13 protein-coding genes are annotated in these 14564 nt (G+C 58.2%); 8 read left to right on the top strand and 5 right to left on the bottom strand.

Features of this window, described 5'->3' with window-relative positions:
- On the bottom strand, nucleotides 1-2196 hold the full coding sequence (locus tag LJD29_RS06475; protein WP_446744934.1) for an OPT family oligopeptide transporter: 2196 nt from the start codon (nucleotides 2194-2196) through the stop codon (nucleotides 1-3).
- A gap of 359 nt (nucleotides 2197-2555) precedes the next feature.
- Here LJD29_RS06475 and LJD29_RS06470 point away from each other — a divergent pair, with 359 nt between their 5' ends.
- Nucleotides 2556-3731, top strand: coding sequence for a glycoside hydrolase family 27 protein (locus LJD29_RS06470; protein ID WP_446744933.1), 1176 nt, complete (start codon nucleotides 2556-2558; stop codon nucleotides 3729-3731).
- A gap of 256 nt (nucleotides 3732-3987) precedes the next feature.
- On the opposite strand, the gene LJD29_RS06465 is transcribed toward LJD29_RS06470, so the two are convergent.
- Nucleotides 3988-4668 carry a TetR/AcrR family transcriptional regulator gene (locus tag LJD29_RS06465; protein ID WP_446744932.1) on the bottom strand — a complete coding sequence of 227 codons (681 nt, stop codon included), beginning with the start codon at nucleotides 4666-4668 and terminating at the stop codon, nucleotides 3988-3990.
- On the opposite strand from LJD29_RS06465, the gene LJD29_RS06460 reads away from it, so the two are divergent.
- Nucleotides 4669-5754 (top strand): NmrA family NAD(P)-binding protein, encoded by a 1086-nt coding sequence (locus LJD29_RS06460; RefSeq protein ID WP_446744931.1) that lies wholly within the window; start codon nucleotides 4669-4671, stop codon nucleotides 5752-5754.
- Nucleotides 5755-5923: 169 nt separating this feature from the next.
- Nucleotides 5924-6343, top strand: a complete 420-nt coding sequence (locus LJD29_RS06455; RefSeq protein ID WP_446744930.1) for a DoxX family protein — start codon at nucleotides 5924-5926, stop codon at nucleotides 6341-6343.
- A 145-nt stretch (nucleotides 6344-6488) separates the two neighbouring features.
- Here the strand turns inward: LJD29_RS06455 and LJD29_RS06450 are convergent, their stop codons facing one another.
- Nucleotides 6489-7223 (bottom strand): SDR family NAD(P)-dependent oxidoreductase, encoded by a 735-nt coding sequence (locus LJD29_RS06450; RefSeq protein ID WP_446744929.1) that lies wholly within the window; start codon nucleotides 7221-7223, stop codon nucleotides 6489-6491.
- 120 nt (nucleotides 7224-7343) lie between these two features.
- Between LJD29_RS06450 and LJD29_RS06445 the strand changes: the two genes are divergently transcribed.
- A complete protein-coding gene (locus LJD29_RS06445) occupies nucleotides 7344-8315 on the top strand; it encodes an AraC family transcriptional regulator (protein ID WP_446745885.1) in 972 nt (323 codons plus the stop codon).
- Between the two features lie 75 nt (nucleotides 8316-8390).
- On the opposite strand, the gene LJD29_RS06440 is transcribed toward LJD29_RS06445, so the two are convergent.
- Nucleotides 8391-9020 (bottom strand): TetR/AcrR family transcriptional regulator, encoded by a 630-nt coding sequence (locus LJD29_RS06440; protein WP_446744928.1) that lies wholly within the window; start codon nucleotides 9018-9020, stop codon nucleotides 8391-8393.
- A gap of 150 nt (nucleotides 9021-9170) precedes the next feature.
- Between LJD29_RS06440 and LJD29_RS06435 the strand changes: the two genes are divergently transcribed.
- From LJD29_RS06435 to LJD29_RS06420, 4 genes are all read left to right on the top strand, one after another.
- Nucleotides 9171-9980 (top strand): NADPH-dependent F420 reductase, encoded by an 810-nt coding sequence (locus LJD29_RS06435; protein WP_446744927.1) that lies wholly within the window; start codon nucleotides 9171-9173, stop codon nucleotides 9978-9980.
- A 211-nt stretch (nucleotides 9981-10191) separates the two neighbouring features.
- Entirely contained in the window at nucleotides 10192-11052 is an 861-nt protein-coding gene (locus tag LJD29_RS06430; protein WP_446744926.1) for a ComFC family protein, read from the top strand.
- A gap of 42 nt (nucleotides 11053-11094) precedes the next feature.
- Nucleotides 11095-11718 carry an HNH endonuclease gene (locus LJD29_RS06425; RefSeq protein WP_446745884.1) on the top strand — a complete coding sequence of 208 codons (624 nt, stop codon included), beginning with the start codon at nucleotides 11095-11097 and terminating at the stop codon, nucleotides 11716-11718.
- A gap of 283 nt (nucleotides 11719-12001) precedes the next feature.
- A complete protein-coding gene (locus tag LJD29_RS06420) occupies nucleotides 12002-12958 on the top strand; it encodes an Ig-like domain-containing protein (RefSeq protein WP_446744925.1) in 957 nt (318 codons plus the stop codon).
- Between the two features lie 5 nt (nucleotides 12959-12963).
- Here the strand turns inward: LJD29_RS06420 and LJD29_RS06415 are convergent, their stop codons facing one another.
- Complete coding sequence (locus LJD29_RS06415; RefSeq protein ID WP_446744924.1) at nucleotides 12964-14520, bottom strand: DUF6798 domain-containing protein; 1557 nt, start codon at nucleotides 14518-14520, stop codon at nucleotides 12964-12966.
- Between the last annotated feature and the right edge of the window lie 44 nt (nucleotides 14521-14564).

The raw sequence follows: 14564 nt of genomic DNA, 5'->3' as shown, positions 1-14564 counted from the left end.
TTACTTGTCGTTGAGCGGCTTTCGCGCAAAGTAGTAGAGCGAGAAGGCCAGAAGTGCGAACATGACGATCGACAGCGGCTGGCGATAGAGCAGCTGATAAATGCCGCTGTCGGGTGCGAACCACAGGCGTATTTCGTGGCCTGTAGCGGCGTCATAAAGCTTGAGCGCTACGCCCAGCAGACCCATAATGCCTCCGGCGGCAATCAGACCGCTGGCGTAGAGCGAGCCAGGAGAAACTTCGCTCTCTGTCTCGGAAGCATCGCCGCCAGCCTTCGCGACGGCACGGTCGACCATCCAGCGCACGATACCGCCGCAGAAGATGGCGAGCGTTGTGCCGATGGAAAGATACGCTCCTACAGCGAAGGACAGCGAACGGACGCCGAGTAGCTCCACCGCGATAACCAGAAACACCCCCAACAGAACCAGCCCCCAGGGAAGCTTTCGCGAGAGGATGCCATTGATTACGGTCGCCATCAGGCGGCCTTGCGGCGCGGCTGCCTTCTCGCTGCCGATGCCCTGTGACCATTGGATCTCGATCTGCCCCGTCTGAGGATTGAGCAGGTACTTTCCGTCCGCAAGTTGGGTCGAGCCCAGCGCATTCAACAATACGTAACCACTACCATCAATGAACTGCGTGGTGTGATCGGGTTTCGTAAGCAGGAAGTGCGCGCGCTTGAAATGCGCCTGCTGCACCTGCACTCCATCGATGGGAGCGTTCAGGTTATAGGGAATTGGCTGCTTCATCGGCGTGAAGGTTTCAAGGCCCTGGTTCATGGCATTGAGCGTGATGCCGATGGCAAAGACCGACACCATTACGCCTACCATGACAGCGATCTGCTGCTTCCACGGCGTTGCGCCGATCAGGAAGCCGGTTTTCAAATCCTGTGAAGTGTCGCCGGCATTTGCAGCGGCAATGCAGACTGTTCCTCCGATCGTGATGGCGAGCGCTCCGAAAGCGGGTGCTGTCCAACCCTTTACGAGAAAGATGGCTGCTGTCGCCATCAGCGTTGCGATCGTCATGCCGGAGATAGGATTCGCCGAACTGCCGATCAGTCCGACAATTCTCGATGAGACGGTGACAAAAAGAAATCCGAAGATGACGACCAGAAGAGAGGCTGCAAGGTTTGCCAGCCAGCCCACCTGTGCTCCCGGCACCGGCTTGAAGGTTAAAAAGAGAAACATGAGCAGCACCAGTACCACGCTGCCGCCCAGTACCACGCTCATCGGTAGATCGCGTTCTGTGCGCTGTGCCGAGGACATGGGCGCATTCTTGCCGAGAGTCTTCAGCCCTGCTGCGAGTGCTCCCACGATCGTCGGCACCGTCTTCAGCAATGTGATGAGGCCCGAGGCGGCGACGGCTCCCGCGCCCATGGGACGGATGTACGTTCTCCATAGATCACTTGGTCCCATCTGCGAAATCGGTACGGTTCCAGGATAGATTGCCGTCGGCAGATGCGCTCCGAAGAAGTGAATCGCAGGCATCAGCACCAGCCAGCTGAAGACGCCTCCGGCAAAGAGAACGCCGGCCACGCGCGGCCCGATGATGTAGCCGACGCCGAGATATTCCGGTGTCGCTTCGGCACGGATGGCCGCTCCGGGCAGCCATTTGGGCTCGTAGTTTGGAGTTCCCGGCCACGCACCCAGCAGGTTCTCATTCTGGAAAAGCGTGTAGAGCGCGCCGAGTCCCAGTCCAAAGAAGACGCGGCTTGCGAACGATCCGCCGCGTTCGCCTGCGATCAGTACGTCGGCACAGGCTGTACCCTCGGGATAAGTCAGATTGCCATGTTCTTCGACAATCAGCTGGCGCCGCAGCGGAATCATGAAGAGAACGCCCAGCCATCCACCCAGCAGGGCGAGGATGAAGATGCGCGCGTACTCGAGATCGAAGCCGAGGAAGATCAACGCCGGAAGGGTAAAGATCACGCCTGCGGCAATCGACTGCCCGGCGTTGCCGGTCGTCTGGACGATATTGTTTTCAAGGATCGAGGCACGGCCGAGGGCGCGGAGAACGCTGATGGAGAGCACCGAGATCGGGATCGAAGCCGCGACAGTGAGTCCTGCACGCAGGCCTACATAGACAGTCACGGCTCCAAAGAGCACACCAAAGAGACAGCCCAGCAGGATCGCTCGAACAGAAAACTCGGGCCGCGTTTCCGTGGCGGGTACAAAGGGCTGGAACGGGGTCTCTGCGGACAAGGGGTGCCTCCTGTGGCTGTTCAACTTAGCCTTGAAAAAGCTGAGTTTACCAGCCCGGGGCCGCATCTGGAATGGATTCCGCTCACACTCATTCCGTTCGACTCTTCCGGGAAAAGATATCGAAACTCGCTCGCGCCACTCTTTCCAGATCGAGCGACGGAGCGGCGACGATAGGCTGGCTCATGGTAACCGGGGTCGCATTTCTTGGTTCGCGCTTCCGGGTCAACGCCGGGGCTCCGTGCTTCGCAATCGGAAAAGCCAGGCTCGTAGGAACCTTTCGACAACGAAACGCTTCGTAACTTGCGTCATGTAAACTTCGCTGCGAAACACCAAAAATACATCGGGGAGTTGCACCGAAAATGTCACGACGTTTTTTGTCTGTCATTGCTGCCTTCGCTTTTCTCACCATTTCTGCTTTCGCTCAAGAAGTCGCAGCAACTCCGCCGATGGGCTGGAACAGCTGGAACCACTTTGCCGATAAAGTAACCGATGCCGATGTCCGCGCCGCGGCCGACGCCATCGTGTCCAGTGGCATGCGCGATGCCGGGTACATCTACGTCAACATCGACGACACCTGGGAAGGCGACCGCGACGCCAGCGGAAATATCCAGAGCAATAAGAAGTTCCCCGACATGAAGGCGCTCGCCGACTACGTTCACTCGAAGGGTCTCAAGCTCGGCATCTACTCCTCGCCCGGGCCCAAGACCTGTGCCGGCTACGAAGGCAGCTACGGCCATGAAGAGCAGGACGCGAAGACCTACGCGGCGTGGGGTATCGACTACCTCAAGTACGACCAATGCGGCCTCGTCGATGTGATGGAGAAGGAATCCGGAGGCGATCGCCTGAAGGCCTTTGCAATCGACAAGGCAGCTTATGAAAAGATGCACAAGGCGCTCGTTGCAACCGGACGCCCGATTGTATTCAGCTTCAGCCAGGCTGGCTGGTACGACGTATGGGCATGGGCGCCCGAAGCCGGCGGCAACGCATGGCGCACTACCGGCGATATTCACGACAACTACGCGCGCATGGAATCCATTGGTTTCTCGCAGGCAGGCCTCGCAAAGTACGCCTCGCCCGGCCACTGGAACGATCCCGATATGCTTGAGGTTGGAAACGGCGGCATGAACGCCGACGAATACCGTATGCACATGGCTCTGTGGGCGATCCTCGCTGCGCCGCTGCTCGCCGGCAACGATCTCAGCAAGATGTCTCCGGAAACACTGAGCATCCTGACCAGCAAGGATGTGATTGCCGTCGATCAGGACGCGCTCGGCAAGCAGGGCGACCGCCTCTGGGCTGCCGGTCCCTATGAAGTCTGGGCCAAGCCGCTCTCCGGAGGAGCCAAAGCCGTAGCGCTATTCAATCGCGGAGAGCTTGCCTCGCCCATGACACTCCGCCTCAAGGACGTTGGCTTCGCCCAGGGCGCAAAACTACGCGACCTGTGGAAGGGAAGCGAAGTCGAGGCAAAGAACGGCCAGGTGACGGCTCTGGTGCCTTCCCACGGAGTGCTTCTGCTCAGGGTGAGCCCGCAGTGAGCCTCCCCGGTATCTTCGGCGAAGAACTGAGGCCACCTGGATTGAAAACACGTTCTTCAAGATGGCGGCGGCGGCTTGTCTCCCGAAACACAAGCCGTTCCTCGCGACATTTTGGCCTGTAAAGAGAACGCTCCAGGCGAAGTGCGCATTGAGCAGGAAATGCCCTGTTCCCCGCGGTTAGAGCCAGCACCGGATATCGAGAAGCTGAGATAGGCGTCACTGTTGGCTCTAGCGACTCCGAGATAGTCTGAAGCCGTTATTTCTTTGAGGCATTCGACCGGCCGGATCGCTTCGCGATTGCGCTCTTCGGCAAGCGCGGAACAGCCTGAACGCCTGCCCAAAGTGTGGCGATCGTTTGCTCGACCACGAGAGTCTGGTCAGGCAATTCAGGGACAACCCCTTGAATCACCATGAGTGTGGCGAGGCCAAAGATCGTGTACCACCAGGTATGGGCCACCACCATGTCGTTCCTGCTTGGCAGTCCTTCATCGTTGGCCACGTCGAAAAAGAGCTGTACAAATCGCTGGAACAGAGGCCGGCCAATGTCATCGATATATTGTCCTGCGCGAATGCCGTTGCGATTCTCCGGCCCGAAGAAAACGTTGCGGAACTGCTGTGGATGGGCCGTGCAGAACTCAACCAGGCCACGTGAAGTCGCAAAAAGTCGCTCCTTCGGTCGAAGATGTTTCGCGGCAATTGCGTCGAAGTTCTGAATCAACAGTTCGATCGTCTCGCGGCTCAACTCGGCAAGGATGTGCGCTTTGTCAGGAAAATGCTGATAGATCACGGCGTGCGTATAGCCGATCTCTTTGGCGATCTCACGAAGCGTCACGGCTTCGTAACCACGATCGGCAAACATTTTGCTCGCAGCCGCGAGGATCTCGCTCCGCAACCTCTCTTTGCGCTCTGCACGGCGACTCGGTGATGGGGACGTCACTTGAATAGCTTAGCCCCGATTAACGACTTGTGCGACCGCTTGTTGCTTTATAACCAGTGGTTTAAAAAGATCGCGATCTCACATGACTCGTCAGTCAGCACGTCCAAAAATAACCATCGATTATTTTGTAACCGTTGGTTATTTTTTACCTCTAACGATCAGGTCACTCATTTGAACGGGCGGCCAATTCCGAGGCAAGAGGAGAACACGGGCATGTATTTGGTCATGGGCATCACGGGAAAAGTTGGCGGCGCGGCTGCGCGGCATCTGCTGAAGCAAGGCAAGCAGGTGCGAGCACTTGTGCGCGATCGCAATAAGGCGGCGCACTGGGCAGATCAGGGCGTGGAGTTAGCGCATGGAGACTGGAACGACGCGACAGCTATCGCAGCGGCACTCAAAGATGTTGAAGGCGCCTTTGTTATGCTGCCGGCGATATGGGCACCCTCGCCTGATTACAGAGAAGCAAGGAGCATCATTGGAAATTATGTCGAGGCGCTGACCAAAGTAGACTCACCGCGGGTGGTAGCGCTCTCATCGATGGGTGCGCATAGAAAAAGCGGCGTGGGGAACGTCACGGCCTTGTCACTCCTGGAACAAGGATTTCGCAGCCTGCCAACTCCAGTCGCATTCGTGCGCGCAGGTGGCTTTTTCGAGAACTTTCTTTTCGGGTTGCAGGCCGCCCAGGGCGGAACACTCCCGGTCTTCTACAATCCGACAAACCGGAAATCGACCATGGTCGCGTCAGAGGATATCGGCGCAGAGGTGGCAACGCTTCTGACCGGGCCGGCGTGGTCAGGGCATCGCGTTATCGAGTTGGGTTCGATGGTAAGCGCAGATGAAGTGGCCAGACAACTAGGTGAGGTTCTGACACTCGACGTAAAAGCCTTTGCAGTTCCGCGCGCGGGATGGGCAGAAGCGTTTGAGCAGTTCGGCATCCCGAAGGGCCACACTGGACCTGCCGAAGAAATGTTTGAGAGCGTTAACGCGGGATGGATGGACCTCGGAATCGCAGGTACGGAGCACGTAGCAGCTACGACCTCCGCCCATGATGTGTTTGCGGCTGCACGAAACGCCGTCAAGGAGTAAGTCCGGGGCGAGCACTTCAGCGCCCTGGGGCGGGAACAGGGAGCCGTGGCCATCACGGCGCCCTGTTTGAACGACGGTTCCTGCCTTCCTTGCTCCGTGCTATGCCACAGCCGACTTATTGCAGAACGATCTAAATCATTCAACCGGCTAGAAAAGGATTCATCAAAATATGAACGCTGAACACACAATCGATAAATCCGGATGGGCAGGTCGAGCGACTCAAATTGCCGCGATGGTCATAACCGGTCTTGTAGCCTTCGTCTGGGTGTACTTCGGAAGGTTATATCTAATCCATGATCCCGGCGAATGGCGGATCGCCAATCAGCAACTCGGATACCCGCTCTATATCATTCCGCTAATTGGCGCGACCCACATCCTTGGCGGCCTGGGCCTTTTAGTTCCCAAGGTGCCTCGATTGACTGAGTGGGCTTACGCTGGTCTCGTGATCACCCTTTTGCTCACGTTTTATTCACAGCTGAATGTCGGTGGCAGCACCTGGGACAAATTTGATCCCATTCTCGTCATGGCCTTCGTTCTTACTTCGTATGTGTTGAGACGCATCATGCCGACAAGCATGTGGTCAATATGAAAGGCATGCCGGGCGGACAATTTTGATTTCTCCGGATACTTCGCGGTGGCCCAACGAAAGTCCAGTCTGCCACTTATCCAATGCGTTCATCGAACAATCTGGATGAGTGCATTGGCGATTAATGCACTCACCGAGATACGTTAATTTAGATTGCCGAGAAGCCGCCGTCGACAGATAGTTCCACCCCATTCACGAAGCTCGAATCATCTGAAGCAAGAAACAGCGCGGCCGTGGCAATCTCCTCAGGGCGTCCCATCTTGCCTCGCGGGATCAGGGATTCGAACATCCGCTTCGCCTCCTCGGTGAGAACCTGGTCCTGCATCGGTGTGGCGATTGGTCCAGGGCTCAGCACATTCACCCGAATATTCCGGCCTTTCAATTCGTTGAGCCACGTGCGTGCAAATGAGCGTAACGCCGCCTTGCTCGCCGCATACACACCGTAGCCGGGGAATCCCTTTACTGAAGCAACTGAACCGGTCATGAAGATCGATCCACCGTCGTTGAAGAGCGGCAGCGCCTTCTGAACCGTGAACAAAGTGCCGCGTGTATTCAGGCCAAAGGCCGCATCGAAGTGCTGCTCAGTAATCTCGCCCAGTGGAACTGCTTCGCCCATGCCGGCGCTCGCGTACAAGATGTCGATCCTGCCCTTTTCCCGCTTGACCGTGTCGAACAGGCGGTCGAGGTCGTCGAGATTGGCCGCGTCGCCGCGCACCCCGGTCACGTTCCGGCCAATCAGCTTGATGGCTTCATCGAGCTGCTCCTGCCTCCGGCCCGTGATGAAAACGTAGGCACCCTCTTCAACGAACCGCTTGGCGCTGGCCAGGGCCAGGCCGCTCGATCCACCTGTGATGACCGCAACCTTACCTTCAAGCTTTCCCATAATTACTCCCTTCAGCAGATGTGTAGGATTCAGTACTGAGGAGTAGATTGCTTTGACGGTGGACGAGAACTGCCCGCAAGTCCTAATGTTTTGTCTATTCGTCCAAACTGGGAGGCTGCACTGGACCCGATAACAGACATCTTTCGAACGATGCACGTAACCGCCTTCGGTCTGCACAGGCTGGAAGCCACAGCTCCCTGGGGCGCGATAAGCCAGAAAGACACAGAAGAAAAAGCTACGCGCCCCGGCAAAAAGGTTTCACCCACAGACCTGGCACACTTTGCCATGATTTCGCGCGGCAATTGCTGGCTAAGTGTTGAGGGCATTCCGGAGCCGATTCCCCTCACCGGTGGTGATTGCTTCTTGCTGGCACGGGGGACTTCGATTGTTTTGCGCGATAGCCCGCGAACACGTCCGCGTTGGAGTTTCCACGAGATCGCGGCGAAGGCCTACAGCAATGTCGTTCACCATGGAGGCGGTGGCGCGCCCACGTCCATCGTCTGTGGGTCCATGAGTTTCGACCGCGCCAGTCTGAAGCCGATCACGCAGTTGTTGCCGAGCTTCATCCTCATGAAGGCCGATCAGGCGCGCACGCATGCTCTTCACATCACGATGCAAGCGCTGGCGTCAGAGATGGCGGAAGACGCGCCGGGATCTGAAGTCGTCGCAACCCGGCTAGCCGAGGTCCTATTCATCCAGGTACTCCGTGCGCATATAGCGTCGGCCCCGGAACGCAACAAAGGATGGCTTCGTGCGATCTTCGATCCGCAAATCGGCTCTGCCTTCAGCGCTATTCACGACAGGGTGAATGCACCCTGGACGGTCGAGTCCCTGGCTGAGGCGGCGGGCATGTCTCGCTCCGCGTTCGCCGCGCGTTTTAAAGCGCTGCTCGGACAGGCACCACTGGAATATGTAACTGAGTGGCGGATGCAGAAGGCAATGCAGTTACTTGAACAGCGCGACAAAAAGCTCATAGACATCGCCCGGTCGGTCGGTTACGAGTCCGATGCTGCGTTCAGCAAAGCATTCAAGCGAGTTGTTGGAACCAATCCTAGTGAATATCTCAATCGTGGATTTGAAGACCTGGGTTAGGAAGATGCGCCCTCAACCAGGGCCGATCCGCAAGCCGGGTGGATCGCCGTCCACAAAGAGCTGAATTCGGGATCGCTATCTGCAGTCGTCCGATGAGATGAACTTCCACATGATCTTCGAGGCCGAACGGGCATGCTTCTCTATCGCCTCGGCTGTTACGCTCAGGAGACCCTGAAGCGCTTCCTCAAAGATCTGTGCGCGCAGCAGGGCCTCGTAAAGTGCTGCATCCTGCATTGCGTCCCGCCTGGTCCAGTTTCTCTTTCGCGCCAGGTTTCTCAGGTAAGCCGCCAGGATAGCGGTTCTACCCTTCGCGAAGTTCTTCTGATATTGGCGTCCCAGTTCGGGGAAGCGAGCGGCATCCTGTGTCACAACGCGATAGAGCGCCAGTTGCTCTGCAGAAAGCAGATGGCCGAGATAGGTCAGTCCGGCTTCCATTAAGCCGCGCTGTGTCGCATTCGCGAACCATGGGAAGCGCGCTTCGAGCGCGTCGTCGGATGGAAGTTGCTCTGTAAGGAGATGATCGGTGCAGGCTGCGATCATTACCTGGTTGAAGAGAGCCTCTTTGTTTTCAAAGTGGCTATAGATCGTCTTCACTGACACGCCTGCTGAAGCAGCGATGGCGTCCATGGACGCGCCGGAGAAGCCATGCCGGAGGAAATGTTCGTGCGCAGCCCCGACAATGGATCGCTCTTTCCCCGCAGCCATGGATTCCTTCGGTGTCTCCTGGCCCCGCTTCTTTACCGTTTTCATCCCAGTTCGAGAATAAGTGAACCTGCCTGAATCTACAACGATCGTTTCCGCATCTCTAGGTGGCATGGAAAACGATCGTTGTAGTTTTGCGATGAGGGAGAAGCGATGAAGATCGGGATCGTCGGTGCAGGGAATATCGGATCGGTTTTGGCGCGGCACTTTGGCAGCGCCGGGCACGTGGTGGTTATTGCAAACTCGAGAGGGCCGGAAACGCTTGTCGGCCTCGCGCGTGAAACCGGAGCCACTGCTGTTTCTATAGCCGAAGTGGCGGATAAAGTGGATTGCCTTGTGCTTACGATTCCGATGAAAAGCGTGCCTCTTCTTCCGAGGAATCTCCTGGCACGGCTCCCTGCCGGCACACCGGTGATCGATACGGGGAACTACTATCCGTTGCGTGATGGCCGTATCGAGGAGATCGACAGGGGAAGGATCGAGAGTGAATGGACCGGGCAGATCCTGAGACATTCGGTTATCAAGGCCTTCAACAACATCACCGCCTACAGCCTTGCGAACAAATCGTTGCCGAAGGGGGCTGCCAACCGCGTGGCGCTTCCGGTCGCGGGCGATGACCAATATGCAAGGCAAGTGGTGCTCGGTTTGTTGGATCAGATTGGTTTTGATCCCTACGACGCAGGCACACTCGCGGAGTCGTGGCGTTATCAGCCCGGCACGCCTGCATATTGTCCCGATCCGACACTCACACAGCTGCCAGGACTGCTGCAGAGAGCAGATCGGACGAAGGCGCCGGGAAACCGCGATCAAGCCGCGAAGATGATGGCAAAGGTCCCCGATTTCCCGCCGTCGGAACTGGTGCGTCTTGCACGCCTTTCTGCGGGGCTCGACATTTTCAACCCAAGGGCATGGCTTGCCGTTTTTCGGCTGGGAATTGCGATGCTCGGCGGTGTAAGGCGCTAAGCATCGTTGTTACGCGAATTGATAAGGAAGAACATCTTACGCGGTTCGGCTTCTTATTTTGAGCGAGTTTGCGTATACTAAGCGCCATCGGGAGCTGGACGACTCCGATCCGGTTCGCGATCGAGCGAGGTGCGTCTTCCGCAGTCAGACCGATGTACTGACGCAACACCTTCCGTCAAGCCAGGCAACGGCATGGCGCGCAGTAGTTCGTGTGCTCCGAAGTCCGGCCGACGGCATCACCTCTGTGCTTTTTCCCGCTGACTGCCGAGTCTGCGGCGACCCCCTGACGACCTTTACACGGCTTCCTGTCTGCAATTCCTGTTGGAAAAACCTATCTCCTCAATCCTCTTTGCTGTGCAGTTGCTGCGGCGAAGATCTTGGTGTGTCGGATTTCGGCGAATTCCACCTGGAGCGCGAGGAAATGTTCTGCCGTCCGTGCCGGCTTAGTCCTCCAGCCTTTGAGCGGGCAATCGCGTACGGCCTCTACACGGGCACTATGCGGTCGCTCCTGCATTTGCTGAAATACGAGGGACTCGAACCGGTCGCTGCCCGTCTGGGAGCTCTGATGGCGGCCCAGTTACATACATCGAGCAGTCTCCCCAGCGAAATACTGGTTGTTCCCGTGCCGCTTTTCAAGGCGCGCAGGCGCCAGCGTGGCTTTAACCAGGCCGAGCTGCTGGCCAATGCGCTCTTACGAAGCCTCCGGCAGCTTCGCCCCGAGTGGAAGGGCACCCTTGCCAAGAATGTGTTGACCCGGCGACGGGCCACGGAAAGTCAGGCTGGCTTGAACCAGTCTGAGCGCCGGCGCAATCTGCGCGGCGCTTTTTTTGTTTCCGAGACCGAACAGGTTAAAGCACGGCATGTGCTGCTGGTAGACGACATTTATACGACCGGAGCCACGGCCCGGGCCTGTGCGCAGATGCTGCGCCGCGCCGGAGCGGCCTCGGTGACGGTTGCCACGGCAGCCCGCGCACAGCGGCGCGGGCTTGAACTTTTTCGGCCGCAGCCGGCGGTCGAAGTGCCCATGGAGCTGGATGTGGCTCTCTGGGATGGAGGCAGCACGCTGCAGTAGGCAGGAACGAGTCAACGCGGGAAGAGGAGACGGGGAATGAGAATGTCGCTAGGGAAAGCCACGGTGCATGCGAGGAAACAGAAATCGCTTGCCAAATGCCACACCATGCAACATGCAGAGCCGGCGGAGCGGCGGGTTCGTTTCGACGCGTCCATGCAAACACCGGTTCTTGTGCTGAACGCCTCCTACGAACCGATCAACATCTGCGGAGCGCGCCGCGCCCTGGTGCTGGTTTTGAAGGGAGTTGCCCGCACCGAAGAAGAGCAGGGAGCCATGCTGCACGCCGCTCGTGCTCATATGCCCATGCCGTCCGTGATCCGCCTGCTCGAGTACCGCCGCATCCCGCACCAGACACGCGCACTTTCCCGCAAGAACATCCTGCTGCGCGACCGCAACACCTGCCAGTACTGCGGAATCGTCCTCCACGCTGCCGAGCTTACGCTCGATCACGTGCAGCCGCGCTCACGCGGTGGTCTCTCCACCTGGGAGAACCTGGTCGCATGCTGTCACAGCTGCAATCGCCGCAAGGGAAACCAGCTGCTGAACGAATTGCAGGACATGAAGCTGATGCGCGAGCCCCGGCCTTTTTCATTGCACACCAGCCGCCACATTATGCGGATGATCGGGCACTCGGACCAGAAATGGCGGAAGTACCTGTATTACTAGGGGGTACCGGCGGGTTTTCCAGGTCAGAGAATCATGTCGAAGGGCGATGTCATCCAGGGTGAAATTCCGGCTGGAAGCCTTAGGCACGAAACAAATCTGGTGTATGAGCTTTGCACGAATTGGCGTTTGCGACGTCTATAGGGAATACTGGCAGGACAGATAGATTCCCGGGGCACATTCTCTGATCAGCGGAAAGGATTCGTCCCCGCTCAGATACAATGAGATGTTGGCGGGGGTGTCCCTTGCGCCTGGATGTTTTTTGAGAGAGCAGAGAATCCGAAGAATGATTTTGCAGTTTGGGAAGCATGGCATCGGCACCCGCGCAGCAGGTAAAGCTGCGGGCTTCGCATTGGCGGTAGGACTTCTGGGCATGACTTGCACCGCCTGGGCGCAGGTAGGTACCCGTACCCAGGTTTCCGTGGCAAACGATTCGAAGGGAACCACGTTCACGGCGAAAGTTGCTGATGTAGCAGGGCAATCGGTCACTTCTGGTTCCGTCACCTTCGAATCTGCCAAAGGCGCAGTGGGTTCTGCCTTCGTCGAAAATGGCGTTGCGACCCTGACGGTCGACAAGCTGCCTGCCAATAACCGTTCGGTGACGGCTGTTTACAGCGGCGCGGAAGGGTTCGCCGCTTCCAGTACCGCAGTCACGACTGAAGCGGATGCCACCACCGGACAGCCGGACTTTACGATCACGGCAAATACGAGCTCTGCGACCGTCAATCCCGGTGACTACGCCACGGTGGTTCTGACGATTACGCCGGAGAATGGCTTCAACAACCTCATCACGCTGACCTGCACCGGCGAACCGGTAAACACTTCTACCTGCGTTTTCAATCCCACGACGATCCTTCCGACGACCACTGCATCGGAAAACAGCACCCTCCAGATCACGACCCAGGCCGCTTCCGGTCAGTCTCAGCTTGCGCCCGCGCCTTTTGGCGGAAGCCATACGGCATACGCCATCGTGCTGCCCGGCCTGCTGGCACTGGTAGGAATCGGTGCGATCCGCCGCCGTTCAGGCATTGCCACGCTGCGCGTCGTTGGCTTTATCGCTCTTTTTGCGGCCAGCTCGATCGGGTTGAGCTCGTGCGCTGCCCGTTACGGCTATCTGCACCATCCGCCGTCCGGAAACCCCGGAACAGCGGCCGGAACCTACACGGTTGTTGTCACTGCGTATGGAAGCAACGGCTCAACGGTTACGACGCACACCCTGAATGTTGCTCTCACGGTGAAGTAGCCCGATTACAGTTTGCAGACCTGTACGGATGGGTTGCGGTAAGGGCAGTCCAGGGCAGTTGCCGCATTGGCAGACAATACGATCCAGTCCGCTCCCAGCGGACGTAAATGTGACCGGCGATCTTCGTCGGTCATTTTATTGATTCCCACCTGGGCATTTCTTGGCATGACCCAGAGCTCGGCGAGCTGTGGCGCTGCTGCCACGATGATGCCTTCATCCTTATCGTTCGGCAGCAGGCTGCGGCGGGTCGTAGCCCGAAACCCTTGCGAATCCTCGCCTGCAGTGAAGGCCATTCCCGGGTCTGCTGCGAAAACCGCATCCGCCGGCGTGTTTCGTGCGATCCAGCGAAAAGCCTGCTGCCAGGGGTTGCGGGGAGTAGTGCCCGGCAACTCCAGATGCGCCGAAGCCGGATAAGTCGATAGCTGGGAAAGGTACATTGCCAACACGGCTGCAACGAGGAGAGCCAGCGCCAGCAGGTGCCGCATCCGCCCCTGCAAGGTGGCTGCCGGCCTCAGCAGCCAATCCCCCAGGAATCCGCCCATGAGTAGCGCACCGACGGCATAGACCATCAGAAATCCACGAAGCGGCTGCAGGCGGGTCAACAGATAAGGCCCGTGCACCGGGACAAAAAGGAACGCCGCAACCGCGCAGCTGCTGCCGCTGAGAACAGCCGCCGTGCAAAGCCTGCCGGCAGGCGTGCGGTTGCGCTGCAGAAAGGCTCCCGCTCCGAGCAGAATCAGGGGGATGAGGAGCCCTGCATCTTCATACCATCTCCACTGCGACGGGAACAGAAATGTCCGGATGCCATGATGTATCGCCTGCTCGTAAGCCGGAGAGGCGGCAACATGTCGCGTGGCGAGCCAGGTAACCCCGGCAGCCGCCACAATAGCGCCAGCAAGCAGGATTGCCAGGTTCTTACGCCTCATTTCGAGCAGGGAGTAGAGCGCGACGAAGATGCCGGCGTAGGCGCCCATCAGCGGATGCATGACGCTCGCAGTCAGAATGAGTCCCAGAGCGACCATCCAGCGCTTATCCATCGCGGCGCGGAGTGCGAACAGGCCGAGCGGCACGGCGACGGATCTTGAGGTCACGTAAGGATCCATGATGACCAGCGCGGTTCCGGCAACTGGAAGCGCGAAGAGCGCCGCGGCCAGCGTCACGGCGAACCATTGTGCTCGTACGCTTCGGAAGGTGCGGTGCGCTATACCCCACGCGGCACAGAGAAACGCGAACATGGTAATGGCATAGCAGACGAGCAACAGCGCTTCAATCGAGATGCCGCAATGCCTTAGTACAAACGCCATCAGCCGCGCGAATACCGAGAGCTTTGTGCTCGCCAGCACAAACGCTGCGTCGGGACGGAAGAGAGAAGGGTCGGCAAGCTTTTCGATGGAGGAGGCGTAAATGTCGGCGTCATCGGCAAAGGGGTGGTAACCATGCAGCAGGAATGTCCCGGCTGTCAGTGCGGCGATTTGTAACAGGGGAAATCGGACCGCCGGCACCGCTGCTTCGCGGGGCGCATGTATTGCAGGCCGGTCTAGAACTGCATGGGCAGAGGTCACTTGGGGACGCCTCTCGGTTTCGTTACCTGTATAGACGGTAAAGC

The sequence above is a fragment of the Silvibacterium acidisoli genome, assembly GCA_022870745.1.
In the GTDB taxonomy this organism is placed as follows: domain Bacteria; phylum Acidobacteriota; class Terriglobia; order Terriglobales; family Acidobacteriaceae; genus Silvibacterium.
Note: the sequence above shows the minus strand (reverse complement) of the source record. Positions and strands in the feature narration are given on the sequence as shown.

Bases quoted from the DNA above. Each gene is read 5' to 3' on its own strand.
- LJD29_RS06425 (WP_446745884.1), top strand. From the start codon at position 11,095: ATGTCGCTAGGGAAAGCCACGGTGCATGCGAGGAAACAGAAATCGCTT.
- LJD29_RS06450 (WP_446744929.1), bottom strand. From the start codon at position 7,223: ATGGGAAAGCTTGAAGGTAAGGTTGCGGTCATCACAGGTGGATCGAGC.
- LJD29_RS06440 (WP_446744928.1), bottom strand. From the start codon at position 9,020: ATGGCTGCGGGGAAAGAGCGATCCATTGTCGGGGCTGCGCACGAACAT.
- LJD29_RS06455 (WP_446744930.1), top strand. From the start codon at position 5,924: ATGAACGCTGAACACACAATCGATAAATCCGGATGGGCAGGTCGAGCG.
- LJD29_RS06420 (WP_446744925.1), top strand. From the start codon at position 12,002: ATGATTTTGCAGTTTGGGAAGCATGGCATCGGCACCCGCGCAGCAGGT.
- LJD29_RS06470 (WP_446744933.1), top strand. From the start codon at position 2,556: ATGTCACGACGTTTTTTGTCTGTCATTGCTGCCTTCGCTTTTCTCACC.
- LJD29_RS06435 (WP_446744927.1), top strand. From the start codon at position 9,171: ATGAAGATCGGGATCGTCGGTGCAGGGAATATCGGATCGGTTTTGGCG.